Below are 25,280 nucleotides of genomic sequence, written 5' to 3'. Positions count from 1 at the left end.
GAACCCCCCTTGACCTCGCGCGCGAGGCAGCGCAGGAGCGCCGACATATACCGCGCCCTTGGTGGATCGGGGGCGGGTCAATCAAAAGGACGGAACCCCCCATGACCGCAATCGGCCAGGATTCGCTCGGCACCCGCCAGACGCTTGACGTGAACGGCAAGCAATATGCCTATTACTCGCTCGCGAAAGCTGCCGAGCAGCTGGGCGACATCAGCAAGCTGCCGATCTCGATGAAGGTGCTGCTGGAAAACCTGCTGCGCTTCGAAGATGGTGGTTTCACCGTGGCGCGCTCGCACATTCAGGCGCTGGTCGACTGGCAGAACAACCCCTCGACGGGCGAAGAAATCCAGTACCGCCCGGCGCGCGTGCTGCTTCAGGACTTCACCGGCGTGCCCTGCGTGGTCGATCTGGCCGCGATGCGCGATGCGATCAAGAAGCTGGGCGGCGATACCGCCAAGATTAACCCGCTGGTGCCGGTCAACCTCGTGATCGACCACTCGGTGATGGTCGACGAATTCGGCCACCCCAAGGCGATGGAAGCCAACATGGCGCTCGAATACGAGCGCAATGCCGAGCGTTATGACTTCCTCAAGTGGGGCTCCAAGAGCTTCCAGAACTTCACCGCTGTGCCCCCGGGCACCGGGATCTGCCACCAGGTGAACCTCGAACACCTCGCGCAGGCCGTGTGGTCGTCTGAAGGCCCGGACGGCATGATGGTCGCCTATCCCGACACCTGCGTCGGTACGGACAGCCACACCACCATGATCAACGGTCTGGGCGTGCTGGGCTGGGGCGTCGGCGGGATCGAGGCGGAAGCCGCGATGCTCGGCCAGCCGGTTTCGATGCTGATCCCCGAAGTGGTCGGCTTCTACCTTGAAGGCGCGATGGCCGAAGGCGTGACCGCGACCGATCTGGTGCTGACCTGCGTGCAGATGCTCCGCAATGTCGGCGTGGTGGGCCGCTTTGTCGAATTCTACGGCCCGGGCGTGGCCAACCTCACGCTGGCGGATCGTGCCACCATCGCCAACATGGCGCCCGAATATGGCGCGACCTGCGGCTTCTTCGGCATCGACGACAAGACCCTCGATTACCTGCGCCTCACCGGCCGCAGCGAAGAGAACATCGCGCTGGTCGAAGCCTATTCCAAGGCACAGGGCATGTGGTTCGATCCCGCCAACGTGCCGGTCTTCACCAAGACACTGAGCCTCGACATGGCCACCGTCGTCCCCAGCCTCGCCGGCCCCAAGCGCCCGCAGGACAAGGTGATCCTGCAAGAGGTCGACGATCTGTTCAATTCCGACCTCTCCAAGGTCTACGGCAAGTCCGCCGCCGCGCGCGTAGGCGTCGAAGGCGCTGCGCATGACATCGGCGATGGCGACGTGGTGATCGCCGCGATCACCAGCTGCACCAACACCTCCAACCCCGACGTGCTGATCGCTGCCGGTCTGGTCGCCAAGAAGGCGAACGAGCGGGGGCTGAAGCCCAAGCCGTGGGTCAAGACCTCGCTGGCGCCGGGCTCGCAGGTGGTCACGGATTACCTCGTGAAGTCGGGACTTCAGGAGCATTTGGACGCGGTCGGTTTCGACCTCGTGGGCTATGGCTGCACCACCTGCATCGGCAATTCCGGCCCGCTCGCCGCGCCGATCAGCGCCGCGATCAACGGCAATGATATCGTTGCTGCCAGCGTGCTGTCGGGCAACCGCAACTTCGAAGGCCGCGTCAGCCCCGACGTGCGCGCAAACTTCCTCGCCTCGCCGCCGCTGGTGGTGGCTTACGCGCTGAAGGGCACCGTGACCGAGGACATCACCACCACCCCGATCGGCCACGACCAGAACGGCGATCCGGTGATGCTCGCCGATCTGTGGCCGACCAACGCCGAAATCGCCGCCAACCGCGCCGCGAACATCGACCGTTCGATGTTCGTCAGCCGCTACGCCAACGTCTATGACGGTGACGAGCACTGGCAGGCGATCACGGTCGAGCCTTCGGACACCTACCAGTGGCGCGCCGGTTCGACCTATGTCGCCAACCCGCCCTATTTCGAGGGCATGACCATGACCCCCGCGCCGATCATGGACATCGTCGATGCCAAGCCCTTGGCGATCCTCGGCGATTCGGTCACGACCGACCACATCTCGCCGGCCGGTTCGATCAAGGAAGACAGCCCAGGCGGCAAGTTCCTGATGGCCAACCAGGTCGCCAAGAAGGACTTCAACTCCTACGGCTCGCGCCGCGGCCACCACGAAGTGATGATGCGCGGCACCTTCGCCAACATCCGCATCAAGAACGAAATGGTCCCGGGCGTCGAAGGTGGCTTCTCGACCTTCGGCGGCGAGACCATGGCGATCTACGACGCGGCGATGAAGCACAAGGAAGCCGGCACACCGCTGGTCGTCATCGGCGGCAAGGAATACGGAACCGGGTCGTCGCGCGACTGGGCGGCCAAGGGCACGATCCTGCTGGGCGTGCGCATGGTGATCGTCGAGAGCTTCGAGCGTATCCACCGCTCCAATCTCGTCGGGATGGGCGTGCTGCCGCTGCAGTTCAAGGAAGGTGACACCCGCCAGAGCCTTGGCTTGGCCGCGACCGACACCTTCTCGATCCGCGGTCTGGCCGACATGGTGCCCGGTCAGGACATCACGGTCGAGGTCACCCGCGAAGACGGATCGACCTTCAGCTTCACCGCGCTGTGTCGCATAGATACCGCAAATGAAATGGAATATTACCGCCACGGCGGGATTCTCCATTACGTTCTGCGCAAGCTTGCGGCATAAGGAGGACATGACACCGCGCCGCCTCGCTCTTCTGTTTGCCCCGGCCCTGCCGCTAGCGCCGCTGATGCTGGGGCTGGCGGCGTGTGGGGGCGGGCCGGATAACAGGGGCGAAGCGCCGTCCGCACCGCTCGGATTCGAACTTGCGTTTGCGGGGCTTGGAACCGGAGCGGGCGGCAATGATGATACCGCTGCGGCATCCGAGGCTCCCGCGCCCGCGGCGCTGATTGCGCTGTCTCCGGAAGAACTCTCCGCGAGGATCAGGGACGGCAATCTCCGCCTGATCGACGTGCGCACCGATGCCGAGGTGGCCGAGGGCATGATCCCCGGCGCCGAGCACATCGCGCTCGACCAGTTTGATCCGGCGTCGCTCGATCTGTCGGACGGACGCGAGGTGGTGCTCTATTGCCGCTCGGGCCGTCGTTCCGCGGTTGCGGGCGAGAAGCTGGCGGCGGTGACGGGTGAACCGGCGACGCATCTGGAAGGCGGGATGCTCGCCTGGGAAGCCGCCGGCCAGCCGGTCGACAAGCCCTAAAGCGCTTCACCTCATTGCAAACGAAAAGGGGCGGCCAATGACAGGCCGCCCCTTTTGTTTTGTGTGTGCGGTACGCCTCAGCCGAGGAACTTGCGCCGCCCCAGGATGGCAGCGGCGGCGAGGCCGAACAGGATCGTCATGGGCGGCGCGGGCACATCGTGACCGCCCGAGGACGAAGAGCTGCTGCTGGAAGACGACGAGGACGAAGACGAGGAGCTGCTGCTTCCGCTCGAGGAACTCGAACCCGAAGACCCGCTGCTGCCCGACGAGCCACTGCTGCCCGAAGACGAGGACGACGACGAAGAAGACGACGAGCTGCTGGTGCTGCTCGTCATGTCGCCCGAAGTGCTGCCGCCGCTGGTCGCCCCGCCCGATGACGAGGAGCTGCTGCCCGACGACGAGGACGACGACGAACTGCCGCCCGAACCGCCCGAGGACGTTGTCCCGGGATGACCACCCGAGCTCCCGCCCGGCTTGCCGCTGCTGCCGCCCGAAGATGACGACGACGAAGACGAGGAGGACGACGAGGAGCTCGAAGACGAAGACGAGGACGAGCTGGACACCGCGCCGGTCGAGGAACTGACATTGCCCGAGCTGCTCGACACGTTGCCGGAGGAGCTCGACACGTTGCCCGAGCTGCTCGAAACATTGCCCGAAGAGCTCGACACCGCGCCGGTGCTCGACGACACGGCGCCCGTGCTGCTCGACACTGCACCGGTCGAAGAAGAGACATTGCCCGACGTGCTGGTGCTCGACACCGCACCGGTGCTGCTCGAAACTTGGCCGGTCGACGTCGAGGTCGACACCTGGCCGGTCGAGGAACTGATCTGACCCGACGAAGACGTGGTCGTCGAACTCACCTGGCCCGAAGACGAGGTGGTGGACGTCGAATTGTCGATGTCGATATCGACAATCACGCCGCTTGATCCGCTGCTGCTGCCGCCAGAGGTCGACGTGGTGGTCGAAACCGACACATCGCCCGAGGAGGAACCGCCGCCGCCGAAGAACCCGCCGAAGAAGCCGCCGCCGAAGCCGCCACCAAAACCGCCTCCGCCAAAACCGCCGCCCCAACCGCCGCCCGGCCCGCCACCGCCCGAAATCGGGGGAAGCGGCGGAAGCGGCGCAGGCATATAGGCAACCTGCGCCAGCGGCGGACATTCACTGGTGTCGATATAGGCTTCGATCGCACCAGCCGGCACGCTCGCCGCAGCGACGTTACCTGCCGGGCCGATCGGCTGGCATTCGATGGTCCGCTCGACGATGCGGCGGCGACGCTGTTCGACATCGGGGATGATCCGCTCGCGCGTCTTGATGTAGCGCGCGCCCGTAACCGGATCGACCTGCACCAGCTTGCCGTCGATATTGGTCGAGAAATCCGGCGTGTCGGTGTTCATCGGCTCGGCCATGCGCACCGCGCCGCCTTGCAACAATGCGACACCCGCAGCAGCGGCGGAAAGCTTCGCGATGGCCAGTTTGAGCGACATGGTCAGATACCCTGTTTGCCTGTGGCGGTGGGAACGGGGTCTGCCCGCACCTCCTCCAAATCCAGTGCTCTACTGATGACATAAGGCACACAGGGGCAATGGCGATTAACCATGCCGGACCCTCGGAGACGCCCTGACTCCCACAGAATCACGTGGTTTTCGGGTGCGCTGTCCCGAACTGGTACCGAAAAAGGGGGCTCCGTTAGCCTAAAGGTTAACACGGAGCGCCGGTGGCCGCGGGACTCAGTCCTCGAACAGTGTGGACTGGCTGGGGGGTGATTCTCTGGGTGGAGTAAGCTCCAGATGGGCCCACCCGGCATCGTTGAGCACCCGCCCGCGTGCCGTGCGCGCGATCAGGCCGAGCTGGATGAGGTAGGGCTCGACCACCTCCTCCACCGTGTCGCGCGGTTCGGCGAGACCGGCGGCCAGCGTCTCGATCCCGACCGGGCCGCCCTTGTATATCCCTGCGATCATGGTGAGGTAGCGCCGGTCCATGGCGTCGAGGCCAAGCCGGTCAATCTCCAGCCGGGTCAGTGCCTCGTCGGCCACATGGCGGGTGACACTCGCCGCCCCCGCAACATCGGCGAAGTCGCGCACGCGGCGGAGCAAGCGCCCTGCGACACGCGGCGTCCCGCGCGAACGGCGGGCGATTTCATGCGCGCCGTCAGGGGCGATGGCGAGGCCCAGCAGCCCTGCGGCGCGGGTGACGACCCGCTCCAGCTCCTCGTGCGTGTAGAAATTGAGCCGGACCGGGATGCCGAAGCGGTCACGCAGCGGCGTGGTCAGCAGGCCCTGCCGGGTGGTCGCGCCGATCAGGGTGAAGGGCGGCAGGTCGATCCGCACCGAACGCGCCGACGGCCCCTCGCCGATGATGAGGTCCAGCGCGCGGTCCTCCATCGCCGGGTAGAGCACTTCCTCGACCACGGGCGAGAGGCGGTGGATCTCGTCGATGAACAGCACGTCATGCGGTTCGAGATTGGTGAGCAGCGCGGCAAGGTCGCCAGCCTTGGCGATGACCGGGCCGGAGGTGGCGCGGAAGCCGACGCCCAGTTCGCCCGCGATGATCTGCGCCAGCGTGGTCTTGCCAAGGCCCGGGGGGCCGAAGAACAAGGTATGGTCCATCGCCTCCCCCCGCGCGCGCGCGGCGGCGATGAAGACGGCAAGGTTCCCCTTGGCGGCTTCCTGCCCGACGAACTCGGCCAGCCGGCGCGGGCGCAGGGCGGCGTCCGGGTCACCGGGTTGGCGGGTGGGGGTGTGGAGGGGGGTGTCGGGGGTGGTCATCGCAGTCCCTCATTGCCGACCGCTCCGAAGAACTCCCCGTCCCGATACAGTTGCCACGTCTCGTAACCCATGGACATCGTCAGGAATTGAAGGGTTAACACGTCGCCAATTCTCAAGGTGCAATCACCAGTTCGTGTGTCAACCTCTACAGCCACAATCTTCGCTCCGGTGAGCGCGTCATTGGCCGATTTCTCCGAATCGACTGGAGAGGGCAGGCCGTATTGATGGCCGTCGTCATCGCTGGTAACTATGATGGACTTGGAACCAATAAGGCGCCAGCCATAAGTGGTCATGACGAATTGCGATCCCACGGCAAAAGACCATTGGCCTTCGCCGCGCGCCACAACAACCGTTTGCCCGATCAACAAACCCGACAGCTCTGCCGCATAGGCTTCGGTTTGCGACTGCTTCCGAAATAGGTTCATCCAATCCGGCTCCGACAGATGGACCCTGAAACGAGTTCAGGGTGACGGTAAGGAGGCGGAAAATCAGCAATTTCGTCATGCTGAACTTGTTTCAGCATCCATCCTGCCGCATCCTCAGTACCATGCGGCACGAGCGCCTGCCCTGCGTCTACATCCTCGCGAGCCAGCGCAATGGCACGCTCTATATCGGCGTCACCAGCGACCTGATCGGCAGGCTCTGGCAGCATCGTAACGGCGGCGTCCCGGGGTTCACCAACCGCCACAAGGTTCACCGTCTCGTTCGCTACGAGCTGTTCGGCGACATGGAAGGCGCGATCTTGCGCGAGAAGCAACTCAAGCGCTGGCACCGGCAATGGAAGATCAACCTGATCGAGAGCGAGAACCGCGACTGGCATGATCTGGCGGTCGGTTTGGGTTTGCCGCCGCTCAACCATCTCTGAGAACCCGTCACCATGAACTTGTTTCAGGGTCCATTTCTCCTCAGGCACCGAAGGCGCGGTGGGAAGGATGGATGCTGAAACAAGTTCAGCATGACGGTGTTGGGCAATGCCCATCACCCCGCCGCCTTCTTCAGCGCCACGCGGATCAGGTCGCCCTCGCTCGCACCCTCGCCCAGTTCTTCCAGCGCGCGTGCCACCGCCTGTGCCGCGACCGCGGGCTTGAACCCGAGGTTCTCCAGCGCGCTCGCCGCGTCTGCGCCCCTGCTCCCCGCAGGCGCCGCCGCAACGCCAACCGCAAAGCCGCCGCTCCCGCCCGGCATCGCGCCCGCCTTGTCCTTCAGCTCGTTGACGATCCGCCCCGCCAGCTTCGGCCCCACGCCTTGCGCGCGGGCCACCATCGCCGCGTCTCCTTTGCCGCAGGCGTCGCGGAGGTCTCCGGTGGAGAGCGCGGAGAGGATCGCCAGTGCCACCTTGCTCCCCACGCCCTGCACACCGGTCAGCAGACGGAACCAGTCCCGCTCGGCGCTGTCGGCGAAGCCGAGCAGGCGCATGTCGTTCTCGCTCACCTGCAATTGCGTGTGGACGGTGCAGCCCTCCCCCACCTCGCCCAGCGCGGCAAGCGTGCGGCTGGAGCAGTGGACGAGGTAGCCCACCCCGCCGACATCGACCACGGCCCAGTCCTCGCCGGTCGCGTCGAGCCTGCCTGAGAGTTTGGCGATCATGGTTTGTTCCTGCCTCAAGCCGCACACGGCGTCCAGCCTTTATGGACAGATGCCCACACTTGCGCCAGATGGCGTGGCATGAGCTGGAACACCTTCGGGCGCGTGCTGCGCTTTACCACTTGGGGAGAGAGCCACGGGCCTGCGCTGGGCGCGGTCGTTGACGGGTGCCCGCCGGGCCTCGCCATATCCGAGGAGTTCATCCAGCCCTTCATGGACGCGCGCAAGCCGGGCACCAGCCGCTTCACCACGCAGCGGCGCGAGGATGATCTGGTGCGGATCCTTTCCGGGGTGTTCGAGGGCAAGACCACCGGCACCCCGATCAGCCTGATGATCGAGAACACCGATCAGCGGTCGAAAGATTACTCCGACATCGCCCAGTCCTATCGCCCCGGCCATGCCGATTACGCCTATGACGCCAAATACGGCATCCGCGACTATCGCGGCGGCGGGCGTTCCAGCGCGCGTGAGACAGCGGCGCGGGTCGCGGCTGGCGCAGTGGCGCGGCTGGTGATCCCGGAAGTCACCATCACGGCTTACGTGTGCGAGTTGGGCGGCGACCGGATTGATCCGGCGCGGATCGACTACAGCGAGATTGCCAACAACCCGTTCTTCTGTCCCGACCCCGAAGCCGCCAAGCGCTGGGAAGCCAAGGTGGACGAGGCACGGAAGGCCGGATCATCACTCGGCGCCATCGTCGAATGCGTCGCCACCGGCGTCCCCGCAGGCTGGGGCGCGCCGATCTATGCCAAGCTCGACAGCGATCTGGCCGCCGCGATGATGAGCATCAATGCGGTCAAGGGCGTGGAAATTGGCGACGGCTTCGAAGCGGCACGCCTGACCGGCGAACAGAACGCCGACCGGATGCGGCCCGGTGAAGACGGGTTGCCGGTCTACGCCAGCAACCATGCGGGCGGCACCGCAGGCGGCATTTCGACCGGGCAGCCGGTGGTGTGCCGCGTAGCCTTCAAGCCGACCTCGTCGATCCTCACGCCGGTGGAGTCGATCAACTCAGCGGGCGAAGCGGTGGAGGTCGTCACCAAGGGCCGCCACGATCCCTGCGTGGGCATCCGCGGCACGCCGGTGGTCGAAGCGATGATGGCGCTGGTGCTGGCCGATCACAAGCTGCTGCACCGCGGGCAGGTAGGGTAAAGCAGAGCGCGGCGGCTCCTACTGGTTCCTCAGTCCGGCAAGCCGGTCAGTCGCAGCAGGTGCAGCCCGCCTTGCCCGCGCCGATGATTGCGGTGCGCAGCGCATCGGCGAGGCGGCCCTCGGCGACATTATCGAGCACTTCGTGCTTCACCGCGATGGTGCTCTGGCTCGCCGGTCCGATCGCTTCAAAGGCTGACTGAACGATCCCGAGCACATCGCTCCGCGACAGAGTGACATAGGCCTGCGCATCTGTAAGCCGGGCGCTTTCGAAATCGAACCCGACCGGCACGATGGCAGGCTTGCCATATTGCTGCGACATAGAATGGACTTCCCCTGGTGAGCAACTTCCGGCCACCGCCCGATTGCCGACCCATCGCATTCTACCGGGTGACATAAATAACTTGCGTTAGTTTCGGACCGCCGGGTCTGCATTCGATTTGCAGGATTTTCCGATGGTTCCCGCTGTCACGGTTGAAAATTCCGATTTTCGCAATCGCAACAATCAACTTTTGTGCAGCGCAAAACTTCCTATTTGGGCCCAGTCGCTTTCAATCCCAGTTTCGACCTCTCTCAACCACCCCAGATAAGGACAAACTCCCATGGGTATCATCGGTTCGACTCTCAAGCCGTTCACCGCCACCGCCTTCCAGAAGGGCAAGGACTTCTTCGACATCACCGACGCCGATCTCGCCGGCAAGTGGTCGGTGTTCTTCTTCTACCCGGCCGACTTCACCTTCGTGTGCCCGACCGAGCTGGAAGACATGGGCGAAAAGTACGGCCAGCTTCAGGCGATGGGCGTGGAAGTCTATGCCGTCAGCACCGACACGCATTTCAGCCACAAGGCCTGGCACGACACCTCGGACAAGATCGGCAAGCTGACCTTCCCGTTCCTGGGTGACCAGAACCACGTGCTTTCGAACAACTTCGGCGTGCTGCGTGAAGGCGTTGGCCTTGCCGACCGTGCGACCTTCGTGGTCGATCCGGACGGCGTGATCCAGATCATGGAAATCACCTGCGAAGGCGTGGGCCGCAATGCCAACGAACTGACCCGCAAGATCAAGGCCGCCCAGTACGTGCGCGCCAACCCCGGTCAGGTCTGCCCGGCAGCGTGGGAAGAAGGCAGCGACACGCTGGCCCCCTCGCTCGACCTGGTCGGCAAGATCTAAGCCTTCGGGCTCAAGCATACGGCCGGCGCGAGGCTTCTCCCCCCTCCCCCACAGCCTCGCGCTGGCCGCAAATCCCGAGAGCCTTTCAGCGCTCTCGGGTCGTGACCGGGACCGGATATGCCCGCCCCTTTCCCCTTTGGGGCAGGGCGATCCGGTCCCGCGTTACCCGCCCCCTCCTCCTCGTCATTGCGAGGAGCCGGAGGCGACGCGGCAATCCATGGTCTGATGTTTCCGCCGTCGGATCGGTCGGTTCATGGATTGCCGCGTCGCCCCTTGCGGGGCTCCTCGCAATGACGAAGGAATATTGACCCATGCTCGACGCCGCCATGCAGGCCCAGCTCAAGACCTATCTCGGCAATCTGCGCGAGGGCATCGAACTGGTCGCCTCGCTCGATGACAGCGAGAAGTCGCGCCAGACCCGCCAGCTCATCGAACAGATCGCCGCGCAGCACGATCTCGTCACCGCGCGTTTCGACGGGACCGACGCGCGCAAGCCCAGCTTCGTGATCCGCCGCGCAAGCGATGCGGAGAAGTGGGTGCGCTTTGCGGGCCTGCCGATGGGCCATGAATTCACCAGCCTCGTGCTCGCGCTGCTGTGGGCCGGCGGACACCCGCCGAAGGTCGACGCAGACCTGATCGAACAGGTGCGCGCGCTGGAAGGCGACTACAATTTCGAGATGTTCTTCTCGCTGTCGTGCCACAACTGCCCCGATGTGGTGCAGGCGCTCACCCTGATGGCGCTCGAAAATCCGCGCATCACTGCAACCCTGATCGAAGGCGGCACGTTCCAGGACGAGGTCGAGCGCCGCGACATCATGGCTGTGCCCGCGACCTTCCTCAACGGTGAGAGCTTCTACAACGGCAAGATGGAACTCGCCGAAATCCTCGCCAAGCTCGACAAGAATGCTGGTGCCAAGCAGGCGGAAAAGCTCGCCGCCAAGGCCCCGTTCGAGGTGCTGGTGGTGGGCGGCGGCCCCGCCGGTGCAGCGGCGGCGGTCTATACCGCGCGCAAGGGCTTCAGCACCGGCATCGCGGCAGAACGCTTCGGCGGGCAGCTGATGGACACGCTCGGGATCGAGAACCTCCCCGGCACGCCCTACACCGAGGGCCCGAAGCTGACCGACAGCCTCAAGAAGCATGTCGGCGAATACGAGATCGACCTGATGGACCTTGCCCGCGCGGTGGAACTGCGCGCGGCAAAGGACGTGGGCGGTTATCACGAGGTGGTGATGGCCAACGGCGCGACGCTCAAGGCGCGTTCGCTGATCCTCTCCACCGGAGCGCGCTGGCGCAACCTCGGCGTGCCGGGCGAGGCGGAGTATCGCAACAAGGGCGTGGCCTATTGCCCGCACTGCGATGGCCCGCTGTTCAAGGGCAAGCGCATCGCGGTGATCGGCGGCGGCAATTCGGGCGTTGAAGCGGCGATCGACCTTGCCGGGATCGTCGGCCACGTCACGCTGATCGAGTTCGATACCAAGCTGCGCGCTGACGAGGTGCTCCAGCGCAAGCTGCGTTCGATGGCCAATGTCGAAATCATCACCAACGGCCAGACCACCGAAGTGCTGGGCGATGGCACCCGCGTGAACGGCCTTGTGGTCAAGAACCGCGCCAATGGCGAGGAACGCCGCATCACCCTCGAAGGCGTGTTCGTGCAGATCGGCCTCGTCCCCAACACCGAATGGCTGCACGAAACCGGTCTGGAGCTCAGCAAGCATGGCGAGATCGTGATCGACGATCACGGCGCGACCAACATCCCAGGCATCTACGCCGCGGGCGATTGCACCACCGTGCCGCACAAGCAGATCGTGGTCGCCATGGGCGAAGGCGCGAAAGCGGGCCTGGGCGCGTTCGACTTCCTGATCCGGAACGAACCAGTGGAGGAAGTCGCGCAGGCGGCCTAAACCTCTTTCTCGAAGGGTTTAAGGATGCCGGATTGCTGGGCGAAGGCGGTCAGCTTTTCGCCCAGACGATCCGGGTCCTCCCAGAAAGATTTGTCTAGCTTATCGAGCTTCGCCGAAGCCTTCCCGCTTTGGCCCAACCAGCCTTGAAGGCGCTCCCGGCGCTTCATCGCTGTCCAGCGAGCATGCCGGTCCACTGGCGGCAGCGTGGCTCCGAACAGAAGTCTTGCCGCTGCTTGCAGGATCAAGAGTGACGTCTCGGCCTCCAGCGCCTTCAATCCCGCGATTGCGTCTGCGTAATAGGTTCCGGAGCTGTTCCAGAAGTACTGGTGGAAGCCCCCATTGTAGACCTCGCCCTCCAGCACGCCGACAGCGAAGTAATGCCGGTGTGCTTCCGACAGGTTGGCAAGGCCCGGGTTGGCCTGCACTTCGCGGACCAGCCAGATCCAGAGCTCGCGATGCGGGTCGTATTCCTTGAGCTTCCGATAGAATTCCCGCGATGCCTCCATGCTGGCGCGGATGCCCTGCTTGCAGGCCATGCAGATACCACCTGTCTCGGCGGCAGTGCGCGGAAGGATCATGGCACTGCATTGCGTACAGGCGACTTTGCTCATGCTGACGTTATGGAATGCGGACACAGCACGGACAAGATCGCTTTCACATGCACCCCACTTATCGCCCCACTCAATCAAAAAGCGCGTATTAATCGATTGGACGCGCCATCCTGAAAGCGTAATCTTCTCGCCATAGACCCCCGCAAGGGACGAGTCTGAACTCGAGAGGAGACACATCATGGACGCAAAAACCGGAGATATCAGCGGCGGTTGCCCGTTCCACGGCAGCAACGACATGCGCAACCTGCTGGGCCGCACCAACCGTGATTGGTGGCCGCAAGCAATGCAGGTCGACATCCTGACCGAGCAGGGCAAAAGCGCGAACCCCTATGGCGAGGACTTCGACTATGCCGAGGCGTTCAACACGCTCGATTATGCCGCGCTGAAGGCTGATCTGACCGCGCTGATGACCGACAGCCAGCCCTGGTGGCCGGCGGATTACGGCCATTACGGCCCGTTCTTCATCCGCATGGCCTGGCACGCGGCGGGCACCTATCGCACCGGTGACGGGCGCGGCGGGGCCAACAGCGGTCAGCAGCGTTTTGCGCCGCTCAACTCGTGGCCCGATAACGGCAACCTCGACAAGGCGCGCCGCCTGCTGTGGCCGATCAAGCAGAAGTACGGGAAGAACATCAGCTGGGCTGACCTGTTCATCCTCACCGGCAATGTCGCGATCGAGAGCATGGGCGGCCCCGTGTTCGGCTTCGGCGGCGGGCGCGCGGATGTGTTCGAGCCTGAGTCTGTCTACTGGGGCACCGAGGAGCAGTGGGTCAACGAAGGCGTTGCCACACGCATCAACGCGCAAGAAGGCAAAGCGCTCGAAAATCCGCTCGCGGCAATCCAGATGGGGCTCATCTACGTCAACCCGGAAGGGCCGCAGGGCGACCCGCATGATCCCGAGGGCATGGCCCGCGACATGCGCGAAACCTTCGCCCGCATGGCGATGAACGACGAGGAAACCGTGGCGCTGGTCGCGGGCGGTCACGCCTTCGGCAAGGCCCACGGCGCGCACCCGGCGGACACCTTCGGCGGCGCGCCCGAAAGCGAAGACCTGCACCTGATGGGCTTCGGCTGGCTCAACGATGCTGACGAGATCGCCAGCGGCAACATCACCACCTCGGGGATCGAGGGCGCTTGGTCGAACAACCCGACCCAGTGGGGCGGCGACTACTTCCGCATCCTCTTCAAGTACGATTTCGAGCTGGTGAAGTCGCCCGCCGGTGCCAACCAGTGGCAGCCGATCAACCCCGATCCCGAAGACATGGCCCCCGACGCGCGCGATCCGAACAAGCGCGTGCCGACCATGATGACCACCGCCGACATGGCGCTCAAGAACGACCCGGGCTACCGCGCCATCTCCGAGCGCTTCCACCGCGATCAGGCGGCGCTGGACGATGCCTTCGCCCGCGCGTGGTTCAAGCTGTGCCACCGCGACATGGGGCCCAAGGTGCGTTACCTCGGCCCGGAAGTGCCGTCGGAAACACTGATCTGGCAGGATCCGGTTCCGGCGGGCACCACGCCCTCGGACGCGGAAGTCGCCCGCTTCAAGGCGGCGATCCTCGGCAGCGGGTTGTCTGTGCGCGAGCTGGTCAAGGCGGCCTGGGCTTCGGCCTCGACCTACCGCAATTCGGACCACCGCGGCGGTGCCAACGGCGCGCGCGTCCGGCTTGCCCCGCAGCGTTCGTGGGCGGTCAATGATCCGGCTGAACTGGGCAAAGTGCTCGACACCATCGATGCGCACCGCGGCAGCCTCAGCATGGCCGACGCGATCGTGCTGGCCGGCTCGGCAGCGGTCGAGAAGGCGGCACGCGATGCCGGGCATGACGTGACCGTGCCGTTCATGGGCGGCCGCGGCGATGCCACGGAAGCGCACACCGACGCGGCAAGCTTTGAACCGATGGAGCCCTTTGCCGATGGCTTCCGCAACTACCTCAAGACCAAGGCGCAGGTCCGCACCGAGGAGATGCTGATCGACCGGGCGCACCTGCTCGGCCTGTCGATCCCCGAGATGACGGTGCTGGTCGGCGGGATGCGGGCGCTGGGCGCGGTGAGCGATCATGCCCACCACGGCCACCGCATCGGTGTGCTGACCGAAACCCCCGGCAAGCTGACGCCGGACTTCTTCCGCAACCTCCTCGACATGGGGACCAAGTGGTCGCCCGTGGACGAGAGCGGGGACGAGGAATATGTCGGCGTTGACCGTGCGACGGGCCAGGAAAAGTGGCGCGCCACCCGCACCGATCTGGTCTTCGGATCAAACTCGATGCTGCGCGCGCAGGCCGAGGTCTATGCCGAGAACGGGAACGAGGGCAAATTCGTCTGCGACTTCATCTCGGCCTGGAACAAGGTGATGAACGCGGATCGCTTCGATGTGAGCTGGGCAAAGTACCACGGCTGATACGAGGCAGCGCCAAGCAGAAAGGGGCCTCCGGTGGCGGCACCGGGGGCCTTTTTCGTGGGTCAGATCCAGCGTGCGTCTTTAAGGTCGGCGATCTTGGCACGGGCGACGGGGGCTTCGATCCCGCGCGCCAGCTTCAGGCGGACGTTGCGCCCGTCGCGCAGCACATCCTCCACCGCGCCGCGCGCCACCCACCAGCTGCGGTGGACCTGCATCCCCTCGATACCGGTGACCAGCACCATCGCGTCGCGCAGCCGCATCAGCACCAGCGCCGATCCCAGCGCGGTGTGGACGCGGACATAGTGGTCCTCCATCTCCAGCGCGACGATGTCGCTCCCCAGCTCGGCGGGGAGCTGGTCGAGCAGCGGATTGGGCGGCGGAGTTGCAGGCGCAGAAATCGGGTCCGGAGCAGGCTGCGGCGGCATCGGCGCTGCCGGCTGCGTCATCGCAGGAGCGGGCGCGCGCGGGGGGCCTTGCACCAGATTGAACAGCACCGTCACAGCCCCGCCGATCACCAGCACCGAAAGATAGGTCCCCATCGCCACGTCGAGACCGGGCCAACCGATGCTGCCGAACGGCTTGCTGTTGATCGCCAGCACCGCCGCCGTCATCGGCACGGTCCCCACCAGCACCGCCGCCGCCAGCACGCCCCAGCGCGGCAGGGCCAGCGTGCGCTCACCCCATGTCGCCACACTCTGCATCGGGCGGTAGCAGGCATAGCCGAGCCACGCGAAGCCGATCCATGTCACAAGCCGTTCGGTCAGCGGCGCGGCGATGCTGCCGAACGGGCCGATGATGGCAAGGAACACGCCGATCGCGGTCATCGCCGCCAGATCGATGATGATCCGGCGCACAAGCGCGTGCTGCGGTGAGGCGGGTTGAGCAGTCATGGCGCTGGTCTGAATGCCCGCTCGCGCTTCGTAAAGTGGCAGTTCGCAGGATGTGCGGACATTTCGCGCAAGGCCCGCGCCATTTGCGCAAGTGCGATTGCCCGCAAACGGGGCGGCGGCACACCGGTCTCGGCAACCACCCATCGCATCGAGGAGACCCGCCATGAACGCCATCACCCTGCCCTTCGCCTCCAAAGTCGCTGCCGCCAAGCCTGCTTCCGGCTTCGACATCGGCCCCGCCACCCGCACCGCGATCAGCCTCGCCTGCTTTACCATGAGCTTCGCCGTCGTCGTGGCGCTGGGCAAGGCGGCGCTCGGCATGGTGGGCGACCTTGGCCACTATGCCAAGCTGCCGCTGATCCTCCACGTCGGCGCGGTGCTGCCGACCATCCCGCTGGGGGGCTGGCTGCTGCTGGCGCGCAAGGGCACAGCGATGCACAAGCGGCTGGGCAAGCTGTGGCTGGTGCTGATGCTGATCACCGCCACCACCGCGATCTTCATCCAGACAAGCGGCAGCTTCAGCTGGATCCACCTGTTCGTGCCGCTGACCTTCCACGCCGCATGGAAGGTGATGACGACCGCCCGCAAGGGCGACATCCGCGGGCACAAGAACCATCTGGTGCGCACCTACCTGCTGGCGCTGATGATCCCCGGGATCGCCGCCTTCCTGATCCCGGGCCGGATGATGAACGTGATGCTGTTCGGGTAAGCCGAAGCGCCCTTGCGCGGCGCGGATCGGGGCTTAGGGTGCGCTCCCATGCTGAAGCTCACCCGCTCCCTGCTCCTCGCAGGCGCCGCCGCCTTCCTCGCCAACCCTGCACTTGCCGAGGATGCGCCCAACCCCGCCGCCACCACAGCCGAGGCCACCAAGGGCATCGGCCCCGGTGCCCGCCCCGTCGGCGCGCAGTGGAGCCGCAGTCCGGTCATCGCCCCGCACGGCATGGCCGCGACCGCCCACCCGCTCGCCACCCAGATCGCGCTCGACATCCTGAAGGCGGGCGGCAGCGCGGTCGACGCAGCCATTGCCGCCAACGCGGCGCTCGGGCTGATGGAGCCGACCGGCAACGGCATCGGCGGCGATCTGTTCGCGATTGTCCATGATCCCGAGACCGGGCAACTGGTCGGCATCAATGGCTCGGGCCGCTCGCCTGCGGGCCAGACATTGGAGCAGTTGAAGGCCAAGCTCTCCGCAGGCGCAACCAGCCTGCCGCCGGTCGGCGCACTGCCTGTCACCATACCCGGTACGGTCGATGCGTGGTTCGACATGCACGCGCGCTACGGCACGCTGCCGATGGAGCAAGTGCTTGCACCTGCCATCCGCTACGCCCGCGAAGGCCACCCCGTCGCTCCGGTGATCGCCATGTATCTCGACCGCGGGCTGAAGAATTACGAACGCCAACAGGCCACGACCATGTTCGACTTCACCAATGCCCGCGCGACCTGGTTCAAGGAAGGCCGCGCCCCGCGCGCGGGCGAGGTGTTCCGCAATCCCGATCTGGCCAACACGCTGGAAGCCATCGCCAAGGGCGGGCGCGACGAGTTCTACGCAGGCCAAACCGCGCGGGTCATGGTGGACTACCTCCAGCGGCAGGGCAGCGCCTTCACGCTTGCGGACTTCGCAGCCCATGACAGCGAGTGGGTCGATGTCGCATGCGTCACCTACCGCAAGGGCTATGAACTGTGCGAACTGCCGCCCAACTCGCAGGGCTTCGCAGCGCTCCAGATGGTCAACATCCTGAAGAACGTCGACCTGTCGCAGTGGGAGCGCGGCTCTCCGCAAGTGCTGCATTACATCACCGAAGCCAAGCGGCTCGCCTTTGAAGACGCTGCCCGCTTCTATGCCGATCCCGATTTCGCCCGAGCGCCCGCCGAACTGCTTTCCGACGATTACGGCAGGCAGCGCTTCGCCCTGATCGATCCCGCGCGCGCCACTCCGGCGTTCAGCCCCGGCGCACTGATCGCGCCCAAGCTGGAGGGTGAGGGCGACACCACCTACATGACTGTCGCCGACAAGGACGGGATGATGGTCAGCCTCATCCAGTCGAACTATCGCGGCATGGGCGGGGGGCTGGTGCCCGACGGGCTCGGCTTCATGTTTCAGGACCGTGGGGAACTCTACAGCCTCGATCCCGCGCACCCCAATGCCTATGCCCCCGCCAAGCGGCCCTTCCAGACGATCATCCCGGCCTTCATCAGGAAGGACGGCAAGCCGTGGATGAGCTTCGGGCTGATGGGCGGCGGGATGCAGCCGCAGGGCCATGTGCAGGTGCTGATCAACCTCGTCGACTATGGCATGAACCTGCAAGAGGCGGGCGATGCCGCGCGGCTGCACCATGATGGCGGCCGCCAGCCGACCGATGCGCTGGCGGGCAGCCCCTTCGACACGGCACCCGTCGACACGCTGGGCGTGCTGCAGGTCGAACCCGGCATTCCCGCGGCGACGGTGGAGGCGCTGCGGGCGATGGGCCACAATGTCGAGGTGGAGAGCACCGGCATCCCGTTCGGCGGCTATCAGGCGATTGTACGCGATCCCGTGACAGGGGTCTATACCGGCGCGACCGAGATGCGGAAGGACGGGCAGGCCAGCGGCTACTAGATCGCCATGCCTAAGCCACTGCGTTAACCGGACTTTCATTGGCTCTGGATAGGCCATCGGGATCGAGCCGTGTTTCTCGCGCAGGGTCGCATCCATGTCGCTGATCGATTTTCCCTCGGTGCACCAGCTGGCACAACGCTACCCGCGTGAGCCGGGCCGTCTGCGCCATCACCTCGCCGCCGAGCCACTGCTCGGCTATGCCGCGCTGGCCGAAGCCGCGCGCGCCCTGCCGCGCCAGCAGGTCGAGCGCCGGGTCCACGATGCCGCCGACGCCGCAGCGTTCCGCATAATCGAGAATGATGCCCATCCGGCCGATGCCATTGCCGCAGGCGGAGCCGCTTCGGCGTGGGTCATGCTACGTTATATCGAACAATTGCCGGAATACCGCGCACTGCTTGAACGTCTGCTGGCAGAGCTTGCGCCGATGATCGGCCCCGCGACCGGGCCGGCGCTCGACATCAAGGGCTTCGCCTTCATCTCCGCCCCCGGCACCCGCACGCCGTTCCATTTCGATGCCGAATACAACATCCTGTTCCAGATCGCCGGAGACAAGGTCTTCGCCGCCTATCCGTCCGCCCCGCCCTTCCTCGATCTGGCGCAGCGCGAAGCCTATCATCGCGCGGGCGAGAACATGCTCGAATGGCGCGCCGAATACGCGGCGGCGGGTAACAAGCATCTGCTGGCGCCGGGCGATGCGCTGTTCGTGCCCCATGCCGCGCCGCATTGGGTGCGGGCCGGCGATGCGCCCTCGATCTCGCTGTCGGTGACATGGCAAAGCCGCAAGAGCCGCGCTGTGGCCGATGCGCTCAGCCTCAACCAGCTGCTGCGGCGGATCGGGTTGCCGGCCTATGATCCCTCTGCCAGCAGCGGTGCGCCGTGGCTGCGGGCAGCGGCAAGCCGGGCGGGCCAACGGATCGGGCTGGTATGAAGCCGCTGGATGGTTCCGGACTGATAGTCGACCCGCAGGCGCAGGCCCATGCCAGCCCGCCAGCGGGCGGCGGACTGCGTGCGGAATTGCTCGATCCCGCCCGCCTCTCCCTGCCGGAACGGCGGCGCTGGGCCGCGCTCACCGCCAACGCCGCACCGGGCAATGTCTTCGCGGCCGACTGGTTCATGGAGCCTGCCCTGCGCCATTGCGGGCCGGGACGATCAATGCGGCTTGCCGTGGTGCAGGACGCCGCGGGTGCGTGGGTGGGGGCGCTGCCCTTGAGCTTGAAGCCGCGGATCGGGCGCTGGCCGGTGCCGAGTTTCCACGGCTGGCACAGCACCAACCAGTTCATCGGCACCCCGCTGGTGCGCGCCGGGGCGGAGAAGGCCTTCTGGCAGGGACTGCTCGCCCATTTCGACCGCCATCCCGGCTTGGCGCTGGGCCTCTATGCCGAAACCCTGCCGCTCGGGGATCCGGCCGGCCTCGCGCTGGCGAGCCTCTGCGCCGAACAGGGCCGCGCGCTGCACCTTTGCCAAAGCTCCACCCGCCCTGCGCGGGTAACGGGAAGCACCGCCGCAGATCCGCGCGCTGAGCGAAAGCTGCACAAGCGGCTGGACGGGCTGGAGGGCAAGCTCGCGCAGGCTCATGGCGCGGTGCAACTGGTGCTCCACACGCGCCCGGAAGATTGCGAGCCGTGGCTGGCGGCCTTCCTTGCGCTCGAACGCGCCGGGTGGAAGGGGCGTGCCGCCAGCGCGCTCGGTTGCCACGCCGCCACGGCCGGGCTGTTCCGCGAAGTGATCCGCGAAGGCCACCGGCGCGGCACGGTGCGGCTCGCCAGCCTGACTGCGGGCGAAAGCATCGTGGCGATGACCAGCTGGATGGTCGATCAGGGCCGGGGGTACGGCTTCAAGATGGCCTTTGACGAAGCGTTCCGCAGCTTCGCGCCGGGGCGGCTGCTGATGCGCCGGGTGGCAGAGCTGTCCGCAGGCGAGGGGCTGGCCCTGTTCGATAGCTGCGCGGTCCGCGATGCGCCGCATGATCCGTTGTGGCCCGACCGCCGCGCCTTCGGCAGCGTTGCCGTCGGGATCGGCGGGAGTGCACGGCGCGCGCTGTTCGACCGGCTGATGCGCGCGCAGGTGGGTATCAGCCAGACCTAAGCCGGAAGCGCGAGGTGCTTGGCGCCGAACACCGCCTGCCAGCTGGCGATTTCCTCGACCACCGCCTCGTCGAGCGCGTGGACCAGATCCGCGACCGCAGCATAGGTCACCGCATCATCCGCCCCTGACAGCAGCAGCCCGATCCGCGCCTCGATCTCGCGCAGCTTTTCGGCCGCCACCCGCGAAATAGCGGCGAAGCGTTCGAAATCGCCGAAATAGCGGATGCCCGAAAGGTTGGCACCAAGGGTGGGAAACGCCACCCCGAAGAAGGTGAAGATCGGCGACAGATCGCTTGCAAGGTGCTTCGGCACCAGCCCCGCAATCCCTGCGCCCTTCAGCCCGAGATAGGCCAGCACCGAAACGACCGCGAGCACGAAGCAGCTCTCGGCAACCTTGTCGAGCCGGTGGTGGACCCTGTGGAGCCGTTCCGCCTTCATCTCGTGATAGGCGGCCTGGGCAATCACGTGGGGACGCGCGACGCCGGCGAGGCCGCTTCTGAGGTAATCTCTGGTCACCGCCGCACGCGGCAGGCCTACATCGCGCAACATGTGGCGGGCGAAGTGCTCGGGCCACTCGGCCTTGTCGCTGCGCGGCCAGCGCCCCGTCGGCCGCGTTACGCCGAGCAGCAGCAGCGCGGGCGCATGGCGCAGGTACTCCGCCACCCGCCGCATCGCGAACCAGCGCCGGTGCCAGCCAAGCCGCGATCCTGCCGCCGTCATCACCAAAATGCCGCCGAGCAACACCAGCTCGACCAGCGCGAAGACCCATTTGTATTCGATGAGCTGCGTCGGCAGGAACAGGATACCGATCATCACCGCCAGCGCCGCCAGCACGAAATTGACCGTCATCCCGCTGCGATAGGCATCGGCGAGGCGGTTGGCGACGCCGTCCGACCAGGCCAGCATCGGCAGCACATCGCTGGCGAGTTGCTGCGCGACCTGCGGATCGCCGCCCGGCATCGCCTCTGCCGCTGCGACCACCTCTGCCCCGCTGCCGGTGGCAATCGCATCGGGCGCTTCGTAATCCTGCCTGAGCGAGCCGAACCAGTGCCCGCCGCCGAACACCCGTTCGATCCGGCGATACAGCCCGAAGGCGCGGCTGGAGTGGGGGCGCCATTGCTCGGCAGAGAGCAGCGCAGGGCTCCACCCTTCCACCACCACCGCCGCGCGAATGATCGCTTCGAGCCGCGCGAGATCGGGTTCGGCCATTGTCGCAGGCTGGCCCAGCTCCTCGGGCCGATTGAGGATCCGCCACGTGCCGGGCGCTGCGGGATCTATCAGCAACACCGGCGCGCCCATCATCAGCGCGGTGGTGACCGTATGCCCCGTCCCGCCGGGCAGATTGGCGACCTTGCCGTCCCAAACCGCGATGACGAGATCGGTGCGTTCAATCATCACGCGCCCCGCCAGCGCGACATTGTCCGACGCCAGCGCCTCGAACGCGCGGGCGGCGGCGCGGTCAGCCGGATCGGCGAGGCTTGCGCGCCACAGCTTCGCAACCTCGGCATCGCGGTCGGCGATTTCGAAGCAGCTGGCAGCGGCAGTCACCGCCCGGATCGCCGCCGCCTTGGCCTCGACCGCCGGATCGCTCGCGGCGCGGCCCGCCAAGATGGCATCGGCATCGGCCAGCGTTTCGGGGTGAGCATTGATCGCGCAGTTCAGCGCGGCACCGAAGGGCAGCGGCACGGCCAACTCCCAGTGGCGAGCCAGGGCAAGCTCGGCGGCGATCTGATCGGTGCCATCGACCAGCAGGCTGTGCAACCGCACCGCCCCGCGCGTGCCGGGCAGGCTGTCGGCGATGCTATCGATCTGCGCAAACAGCCCCGCCAAGGCTTCGGCAATCGCGGGAGCGTGCGCGGAAAAGACCGGGTTGGTGGCACGGTGCCCGGTGATCCCGAGCGCCAGATGCGGCTGCCAGCTGTCGCGCACCGGAGCAGGCAGGCTGGCTGGCATCGCTACGTCGTCTCCCCCCCACCCGCGCCACGCCGCAAGCTTCCCAAAGCCTGCTTAATCACTCGCTTGGCCTGCTTACAAGCGCGAAGCGCGCCAAGCCCCGCAGGTTTGACCTTCTCCAGCGAAAAGCGCATATTTCAGGAGGTTTTCGGGGGGCATGACGATGGGCAAGTTGCCAGTGAAGGTGCCGGGGATGTTGGCGGCGCTGATCTTGGCCTTGGCAGCGGCGGCAACGCCCGCATGGGCGCAGGATGCGCCGATCCCGCGCAGCTACGCCGAACGCACGAGCGACCGCGCCCGGCCCGGCAAGCCTGCCGAAGAGATCGCGCGCGAAACCGCCACCGCCGATGCCGCAGAGGCGGCTTGCAATGCCGGCCAGATGGCGGGCTGTTCCGACCTTGGCTGGGCCTATCATCGCGGCGAGGGCCGCCCGCAGAACCGCCCGGTTGCCGAACTGGTCTATCGCAAGGCCTGCGCCGCAGCGGAGGCGAGTGCCTGCTACCGGCTGGGCCGCTTGCTGGACAGCGTGAACAACGACGATGACGAGCGCCGGGCTGCGGACGAGTACGAAGCGGCTGTGATGATCGCCCGCGGCTGCCGCCTCGGCTCGCTCGAGGCTTGCGATGCCGAAGCTGACGATCTGGCCGCTGGCACTCTGGGAGAGGCCGACCCGGCGGCGACGGAAGCGCTGCGCCGCCGCAATTGCGAGGCCGGCTGGCAGGCTTCCTGCCGGACCCTTGCCGACCTTCTGTTCGGCAGCGACCGCAGCGACGCCGACAAGGCCGAAGGCCGCGCTCTGCTCGACCGACTATGCCGCGCGGGAGACAGGTACGCTTGCAATGACGCCGAACGCCACTGGACCGCGATCGAAGGCATTCATGGCGCAACCGTGCTCGCCTACGAAGCGCTCGCCTGCGATGCGGGCGATGGCTGGGGCTGCGCGAGGATGGCCAAGGCAGCCCTGCGCCGCGCTCCCTCCGACCGCGCGGCGGCGCTCGCCTTGTTCGACCGCGCCTGTGCGGCCGAAAGCGGGACCTGCGCCGATGCCGCCAACCTGCGCGAGGAGCCGTTGCTGACATCGCGCTGCGACAATGCGGATCTGGCAGCGTGCCGCAGGCTCGGGGAATTGATGGCGCAGCAGAATGGTCCGCTCGAAAACCGCCCGCGCGCACTGGAACTGCTGGGCGCGGTATGCGAGGCGGAGGCGAGCCCGGTTTGCACCACCGCGGCGTCGCTGGTCTTTGATGCGTGGCGCGATACGGGCATGGGCCAGCCCGAACGCGCCGATTACTATCTTGTGCGCGGCTGCGAAAGCGGCTCGGCCGATGCCTGCCATCTGCTTGCGGATTCGCTGGCCGATGGCGCGCTGCTGGCGCAGGATGTGTCCCGCGCCGCCGAACTTTATGCCGATCAGTGCGATGCGGGCCGATCCAGCGCGTGCCGGTTTGTCATGCAGCTGAGCGAGACCGATCCCTCGGCCCCCTTGCTGCTCGCCACCGATTACCTGCCGCCCGATCAGACCCCCGAAGAAATCGCCGCTGCCCAGCAGGCCGAACGCGAGGCCGAGGAACGCGAGCGCGCGGAACAGCGCGCGCGGCGCTGCACCACCACCGTCGTGGTGTATGAAGGCGTCGCCTATACCGATACGCTGTGCGACAATGTCACCCGGGTCGTCAACGGCTTCACCGTGGCACGAATCGAGCAGGCCCCGTGGCAGGCCATGCTGTGGCGGCCGCCCGTGGTGAATGGCAAGAAAGTGCCGCTGCATGATCGTGTGCTGTGCGGCGGCACCCTCATTCGCACCGGATGGATCCTGACGGCGGCCCATTGCGTGACCGACGAAGGCGGCATTACCCTCGACAAGGGCGGGCATCAGGTCAGGCTCGGGGTGATCCAGCCGCTCTCGGAAGAAGGCACCAGCTACAAGATCCTGCGCGTGATCCCGCACAAGGATTACAGGCGCAACACCATGCAGTTCGATATCGCGCTGGTGCAGTATGACCCACGCTCGGGAACCAGAGGTGAAAACCTGTATGTTGCCAGGCACATCAATCTCGACCGCCGGACGCTCGCCGAACGACCGGTCCGGGCGCAGGCTCCCGTCTTTGTGTTCGGGTGGGGGCGGACCGCCTTTGGCGGCAAAAAGACGCCTGATTTCCTGCAGGGCGCACGGCTGCTGCTGCAAGACGCCAACGACTGCACCGAACTCACCAAGTTCAGAGACGAGCGCAAGGATTCGATCCTGTGCGCAGCAGGGGCGAAGAGGGAGCAGGCCTGTACCGGTGATAGCGGCGGCCCGCTGATCACCTATGGCGACAAGAAGGGCGTGCCGACCTTGATTGGCGTGGTAAGTTCAGGGGTGGATTGCGGAACGAGAGGCATCGCGAGCCGGTTTGTCCGCATCGGCCATCCCAAGGTTCAGGAATGGCTCGCCCAGAATCTGCCGGGGTTCAGACACGGGCGAACCGGACCTTGACCCGGTTCAGCGCGCTCCAGACCCCGTCTAGACCCCCTCTAGACCCCCTCTAGGGGTGCCCCCGCGCGATGTTTCGCGTGAAACATTCGCGCAGGGGCTGATACCTGGGCTTATTCAGCCGCCGGAGCTTCTTCGCCAGCGGCGGGCGCGTCTGCGGCCGGGCCGATCGGGTTGCCGGTCGGGTCAAGACCTTCGGCAGCGGCAGCGGCTTCATCGGTCGCTTCAGCAGCCGGAGCCATCATTTCGGGTTCGGCAGTCGCTTCGGCCACGGGGGCCTCTTCGGTCTTGCCGCCGCATGCAGCCAGAGCCAGCGCGCCGCCAGCAACCATCGCAAAAGTAACGATTTTCTTCATGTTGAGAACCCCCTCAAACACGCCCCAGAATGGGCGCAAGGGCGG

The 25,280-nt window shown here is 66.1% G+C and carries 21 protein-coding genes; 12 read left to right on the top strand and 9 right to left on the bottom strand.

Annotation, left to right across the window (positions count from 1 at the left end):
- Positions 1–101: 101 nt before the first annotated feature.
- On the top strand, positions 102–2,774 hold the full coding sequence (gene acnA, locus KVF90_RS06060) for an aconitate hydratase AcnA (RefSeq protein ID WP_264393948.1): 2,673 nt from the start codon (positions 102–104) through the stop codon (positions 2,772–2,774).
- Between the two features lie 7 nt (positions 2,775–2,781).
- Entirely contained in the window at positions 2,782–3,306 is a 525-nt protein-coding gene (locus KVF90_RS06055) for a rhodanese-like domain-containing protein (protein WP_264393947.1), read from the top strand.
- A 77-nt stretch (positions 3,307–3,383) separates the two neighbouring features.
- Here the strand turns inward: KVF90_RS06055 and KVF90_RS06050 are convergent, their stop codons facing one another.
- The 3 genes from KVF90_RS06050 to KVF90_RS06040 all read right to left on the bottom strand — a co-directional run bounded on the left by KVF90_RS06050 (position 3,384) and on the right by KVF90_RS06040 (position 6,496).
- Entirely contained in the window at positions 3,384–4,790 is a 1,407-nt protein-coding gene (locus KVF90_RS06050; protein WP_264393946.1) for a hypothetical protein, read from the bottom strand.
- A gap of 243 nt (positions 4,791–5,033) precedes the next feature.
- Positions 5,034–6,071: a Holliday junction branch migration DNA helicase RuvB gene (ruvB, locus tag KVF90_RS06045; protein ID WP_264393945.1), complete on the bottom strand. Its 1,038-nt coding sequence runs from the start codon at positions 6,069–6,071 to the stop codon at positions 5,034–5,036.
- Complete coding sequence (locus tag KVF90_RS06040; RefSeq protein WP_264393944.1) at positions 6,068–6,496, bottom strand: hypothetical protein; 429 nt, start codon at positions 6,494–6,496, stop codon at positions 6,068–6,070. The genes ruvB and KVF90_RS06040 overlap by 4 nt, the downstream gene beginning before the upstream one ends.
- A 122-nt stretch (positions 6,497–6,618) precedes the next feature.
- On the opposite strand from KVF90_RS06040, the gene KVF90_RS06035 reads away from it, so the two are divergent.
- Entirely contained in the window at positions 6,619–6,936 is a 318-nt protein-coding gene (locus KVF90_RS06035; RefSeq protein WP_413677043.1) for a GIY-YIG nuclease family protein, read from the top strand.
- 113 nt (positions 6,937–7,049) lie between these two features.
- On the opposite strand, the gene ruvA is transcribed toward KVF90_RS06035, so the two are convergent.
- On the bottom strand, positions 7,050–7,658 hold the full coding sequence (gene ruvA / locus KVF90_RS06030; protein ID WP_264393942.1) for a Holliday junction branch migration protein RuvA: 609 nt from the start codon (positions 7,656–7,658) through the stop codon (positions 7,050–7,052).
- Between the two features lie 78 nt (positions 7,659–7,736).
- Here ruvA and aroC point away from each other — a divergent pair, with 78 nt between their 5' ends.
- Entirely contained in the window at positions 7,737–8,807 is a 1,071-nt protein-coding gene (gene aroC / locus KVF90_RS06025; RefSeq protein WP_264393941.1) for a chorismate synthase, read from the top strand.
- Positions 8,808–8,853: 46 nt separating this feature from the next.
- Here the strand turns inward: aroC and KVF90_RS06020 are convergent, their stop codons facing one another.
- The gene (locus KVF90_RS06020) at positions 8,854–9,126 is read right to left on the bottom strand and encodes a hypothetical protein (protein WP_264393940.1); all 273 of its coding nucleotides are present in this window, start codon (positions 9,124–9,126) and stop codon (positions 8,854–8,856) included.
- A gap of 280 nt (positions 9,127–9,406) precedes the next feature.
- Between KVF90_RS06020 and ahpC the strand changes: the two genes are divergently transcribed.
- Complete coding sequence (gene ahpC / locus KVF90_RS06015; protein WP_264393939.1) at positions 9,407–9,973, top strand: alkyl hydroperoxide reductase subunit C; 567 nt, start codon at positions 9,407–9,409, stop codon at positions 9,971–9,973.
- A 311-nt stretch (positions 9,974–10,284) separates the two neighbouring features.
- The gene (ahpF, locus tag KVF90_RS06010) at positions 10,285–11,874 is read left to right on the top strand and encodes an alkyl hydroperoxide reductase subunit F (RefSeq protein ID WP_264393938.1); all 1,590 of its coding nucleotides are present in this window, start codon (positions 10,285–10,287) and stop codon (positions 11,872–11,874) included.
- Here the strand turns inward: ahpF and KVF90_RS06005 are convergent.
- Entirely contained in the window at positions 11,871–12,485 is a 615-nt protein-coding gene (locus tag KVF90_RS06005) for a DMP19 family protein (protein ID WP_264393937.1), read from the bottom strand. The genes ahpF and KVF90_RS06005 overlap by 4 nt on opposite strands.
- Before the next feature lie 178 nt (positions 12,486–12,663).
- On the opposite strand from KVF90_RS06005, the gene katG reads away from it, so the two are divergent.
- Complete coding sequence (gene katG, locus KVF90_RS06000) at positions 12,664–14,883, top strand: catalase/peroxidase HPI (protein WP_264393936.1); 2,220 nt, start codon at positions 12,664–12,666, stop codon at positions 14,881–14,883.
- 62 nt (positions 14,884–14,945) lie between these two features.
- Here the strand turns inward: katG and KVF90_RS05995 are convergent, their stop codons facing one another.
- Entirely contained in the window at positions 14,946–15,773 is an 828-nt protein-coding gene (locus tag KVF90_RS05995; protein ID WP_264393935.1) for a LytTR family DNA-binding domain-containing protein, read from the bottom strand.
- Positions 15,774–15,936: 163 nt separating this feature from the next.
- Between KVF90_RS05995 and KVF90_RS05990 the strand changes: the two genes are divergently transcribed.
- The 4 genes from KVF90_RS05990 to KVF90_RS05975 all read left to right on the top strand — a co-directional run bounded on the left by KVF90_RS05990 (position 15,937) and on the right by KVF90_RS05975 (position 20,454).
- Positions 15,937–16,482 (top strand): DUF2306 domain-containing protein, encoded by a 546-nt coding sequence (locus tag KVF90_RS05990; RefSeq protein ID WP_264393934.1) that lies wholly within the window; start codon positions 15,937–15,939, stop codon positions 16,480–16,482.
- Positions 16,483–16,530: 48 nt separating this feature from the next.
- On the top strand, positions 16,531–18,369 hold the full coding sequence (locus tag KVF90_RS05985) for a gamma-glutamyltransferase family protein (protein ID WP_264393933.1): 1,839 nt from the start codon (positions 16,531–16,533) through the stop codon (positions 18,367–18,369).
- Positions 18,370–18,463: 94 nt separating this feature from the next.
- Positions 18,464–19,297 (top strand): cupin-like domain-containing protein, encoded by an 834-nt coding sequence (locus KVF90_RS05980; protein WP_264393932.1) that lies wholly within the window; start codon positions 18,464–18,466, stop codon positions 19,295–19,297.
- Positions 19,294–20,454 carry a GNAT family N-acetyltransferase gene (locus tag KVF90_RS05975; protein ID WP_264393931.1) on the top strand — a complete coding sequence of 387 codons (1,161 nt, stop codon included), beginning with the start codon at positions 19,294–19,296 and terminating at the stop codon, positions 20,452–20,454. Before KVF90_RS05980 ends, KVF90_RS05975 begins: the two co-directional genes overlap by 4 nt.
- On the opposite strand, the gene KVF90_RS05970 is transcribed toward KVF90_RS05975, so the two are convergent.
- Positions 20,451–22,406 carry a hypothetical protein gene (locus tag KVF90_RS05970; protein ID WP_264393930.1) on the bottom strand — a complete coding sequence of 652 codons (1,956 nt, stop codon included), beginning with the start codon at positions 22,404–22,406 and terminating at the stop codon, positions 20,451–20,453. The genes KVF90_RS05975 and KVF90_RS05970 overlap by 4 nt on opposite strands.
- Before the next feature lie 163 nt (positions 22,407–22,569).
- On the opposite strand from KVF90_RS05970, the gene KVF90_RS05965 reads away from it, so the two are divergent.
- Complete coding sequence (locus KVF90_RS05965) at positions 22,570–24,882, top strand: trypsin-like serine protease (RefSeq protein ID WP_264393929.1); 2,313 nt, start codon at positions 22,570–22,572, stop codon at positions 24,880–24,882.
- Between the two features lie 110 nt (positions 24,883–24,992).
- Here KVF90_RS05965 and KVF90_RS05960 read toward each other — a convergent pair whose 3' ends face one another.
- Entirely contained in the window at positions 24,993–25,235 is a 243-nt protein-coding gene (locus KVF90_RS05960; RefSeq protein WP_264393928.1) for a hypothetical protein, read from the bottom strand.
- Positions 25,236–25,280 lie beyond the last annotated feature (45 nt).

It is taken from the genome of Porphyrobacter sp. ULC335 (assembly GCF_025917005.1).
Lineage (GTDB): Bacteria > Pseudomonadota > Alphaproteobacteria > Sphingomonadales > Sphingomonadaceae > Erythrobacter.
The sequence above is the reverse complement of the archived record's forward strand: the minus strand, read 5'-3'. Positions and strand labels throughout refer to the sequence as shown.

Excerpts from the sequence above, each read along its gene's own strand:
- acnA (WP_264393948.1), top strand. The coding sequence starts at position 102 with ATGACCGCAATCGGCCAGGATTCGCTCGGCACCCGCCAGACGCTTGAC.
- KVF90_RS06055 (WP_264393947.1), top strand. The coding sequence starts at position 2,782 with ATGACACCGCGCCGCCTCGCTCTTCTGTTTGCCCCGGCCCTGCCGCTA.
- KVF90_RS06050 (WP_264393946.1), bottom strand. The coding sequence starts at position 4,790 with ATGTCGCTCAAACTGGCCATCGCGAAGCTTTCCGCCGCTGCTGCGGGT.
- ruvB (WP_264393945.1), bottom strand. The coding sequence starts at position 6,071 with ATGACCACCCCCGACACCCCCCTCCACACCCCCACCCGCCAACCCGGT.
- KVF90_RS06040 (WP_264393944.1), bottom strand. The coding sequence starts at position 6,496 with ATGAACCTATTTCGGAAGCAGTCGCAAACCGAAGCCTATGCGGCAGAG.
- KVF90_RS06035 (WP_413677043.1), top strand. The coding sequence starts at position 6,619 with ATGCGGCACGAGCGCCTGCCCTGCGTCTACATCCTCGCGAGCCAGCGC.
- ruvA (WP_264393942.1), bottom strand. The coding sequence starts at position 7,658 with ATGATCGCCAAACTCTCAGGCAGGCTCGACGCGACCGGCGAGGACTGG.
- aroC (WP_264393941.1), top strand. The coding sequence starts at position 7,737 with ATGAGCTGGAACACCTTCGGGCGCGTGCTGCGCTTTACCACTTGGGGA.
- KVF90_RS06020 (WP_264393940.1), bottom strand. The coding sequence starts at position 9,126 with ATGTCGCAGCAATATGGCAAGCCTGCCATCGTGCCGGTCGGGTTCGAT.
- ahpC (WP_264393939.1), top strand. The coding sequence starts at position 9,407 with ATGGGTATCATCGGTTCGACTCTCAAGCCGTTCACCGCCACCGCCTTC.
- ahpF (WP_264393938.1), top strand. The coding sequence starts at position 10,285 with ATGCTCGACGCCGCCATGCAGGCCCAGCTCAAGACCTATCTCGGCAAT.
- KVF90_RS06005 (WP_264393937.1), bottom strand. The coding sequence starts at position 12,485 with ATGAGCAAAGTCGCCTGTACGCAATGCAGTGCCATGATCCTTCCGCGC.
- katG (WP_264393936.1), top strand. The coding sequence starts at position 12,664 with ATGGACGCAAAAACCGGAGATATCAGCGGCGGTTGCCCGTTCCACGGC.
- KVF90_RS05995 (WP_264393935.1), bottom strand. The coding sequence starts at position 15,773 with ATGACTGCTCAACCCGCCTCACCGCAGCACGCGCTTGTGCGCCGGATC.
- KVF90_RS05990 (WP_264393934.1), top strand. The coding sequence starts at position 15,937 with ATGAACGCCATCACCCTGCCCTTCGCCTCCAAAGTCGCTGCCGCCAAG.
- KVF90_RS05985 (WP_264393933.1), top strand. The coding sequence starts at position 16,531 with ATGCTGAAGCTCACCCGCTCCCTGCTCCTCGCAGGCGCCGCCGCCTTC.
- KVF90_RS05980 (WP_264393932.1), top strand. The coding sequence starts at position 18,464 with ATGTCGCTGATCGATTTTCCCTCGGTGCACCAGCTGGCACAACGCTAC.
- KVF90_RS05975 (WP_264393931.1), top strand. The coding sequence starts at position 19,294 with ATGAAGCCGCTGGATGGTTCCGGACTGATAGTCGACCCGCAGGCGCAG.
- KVF90_RS05970 (WP_264393930.1), bottom strand. The coding sequence starts at position 22,406 with ATGCCAGCCAGCCTGCCTGCTCCGGTGCGCGACAGCTGGCAGCCGCAT.
- KVF90_RS05965 (WP_264393929.1), top strand. The coding sequence starts at position 22,570 with ATGGGCAAGTTGCCAGTGAAGGTGCCGGGGATGTTGGCGGCGCTGATC.
- KVF90_RS05960 (WP_264393928.1), bottom strand. The coding sequence starts at position 25,235 with ATGAAGAAAATCGTTACTTTTGCGATGGTTGCTGGCGGCGCGCTGGCT.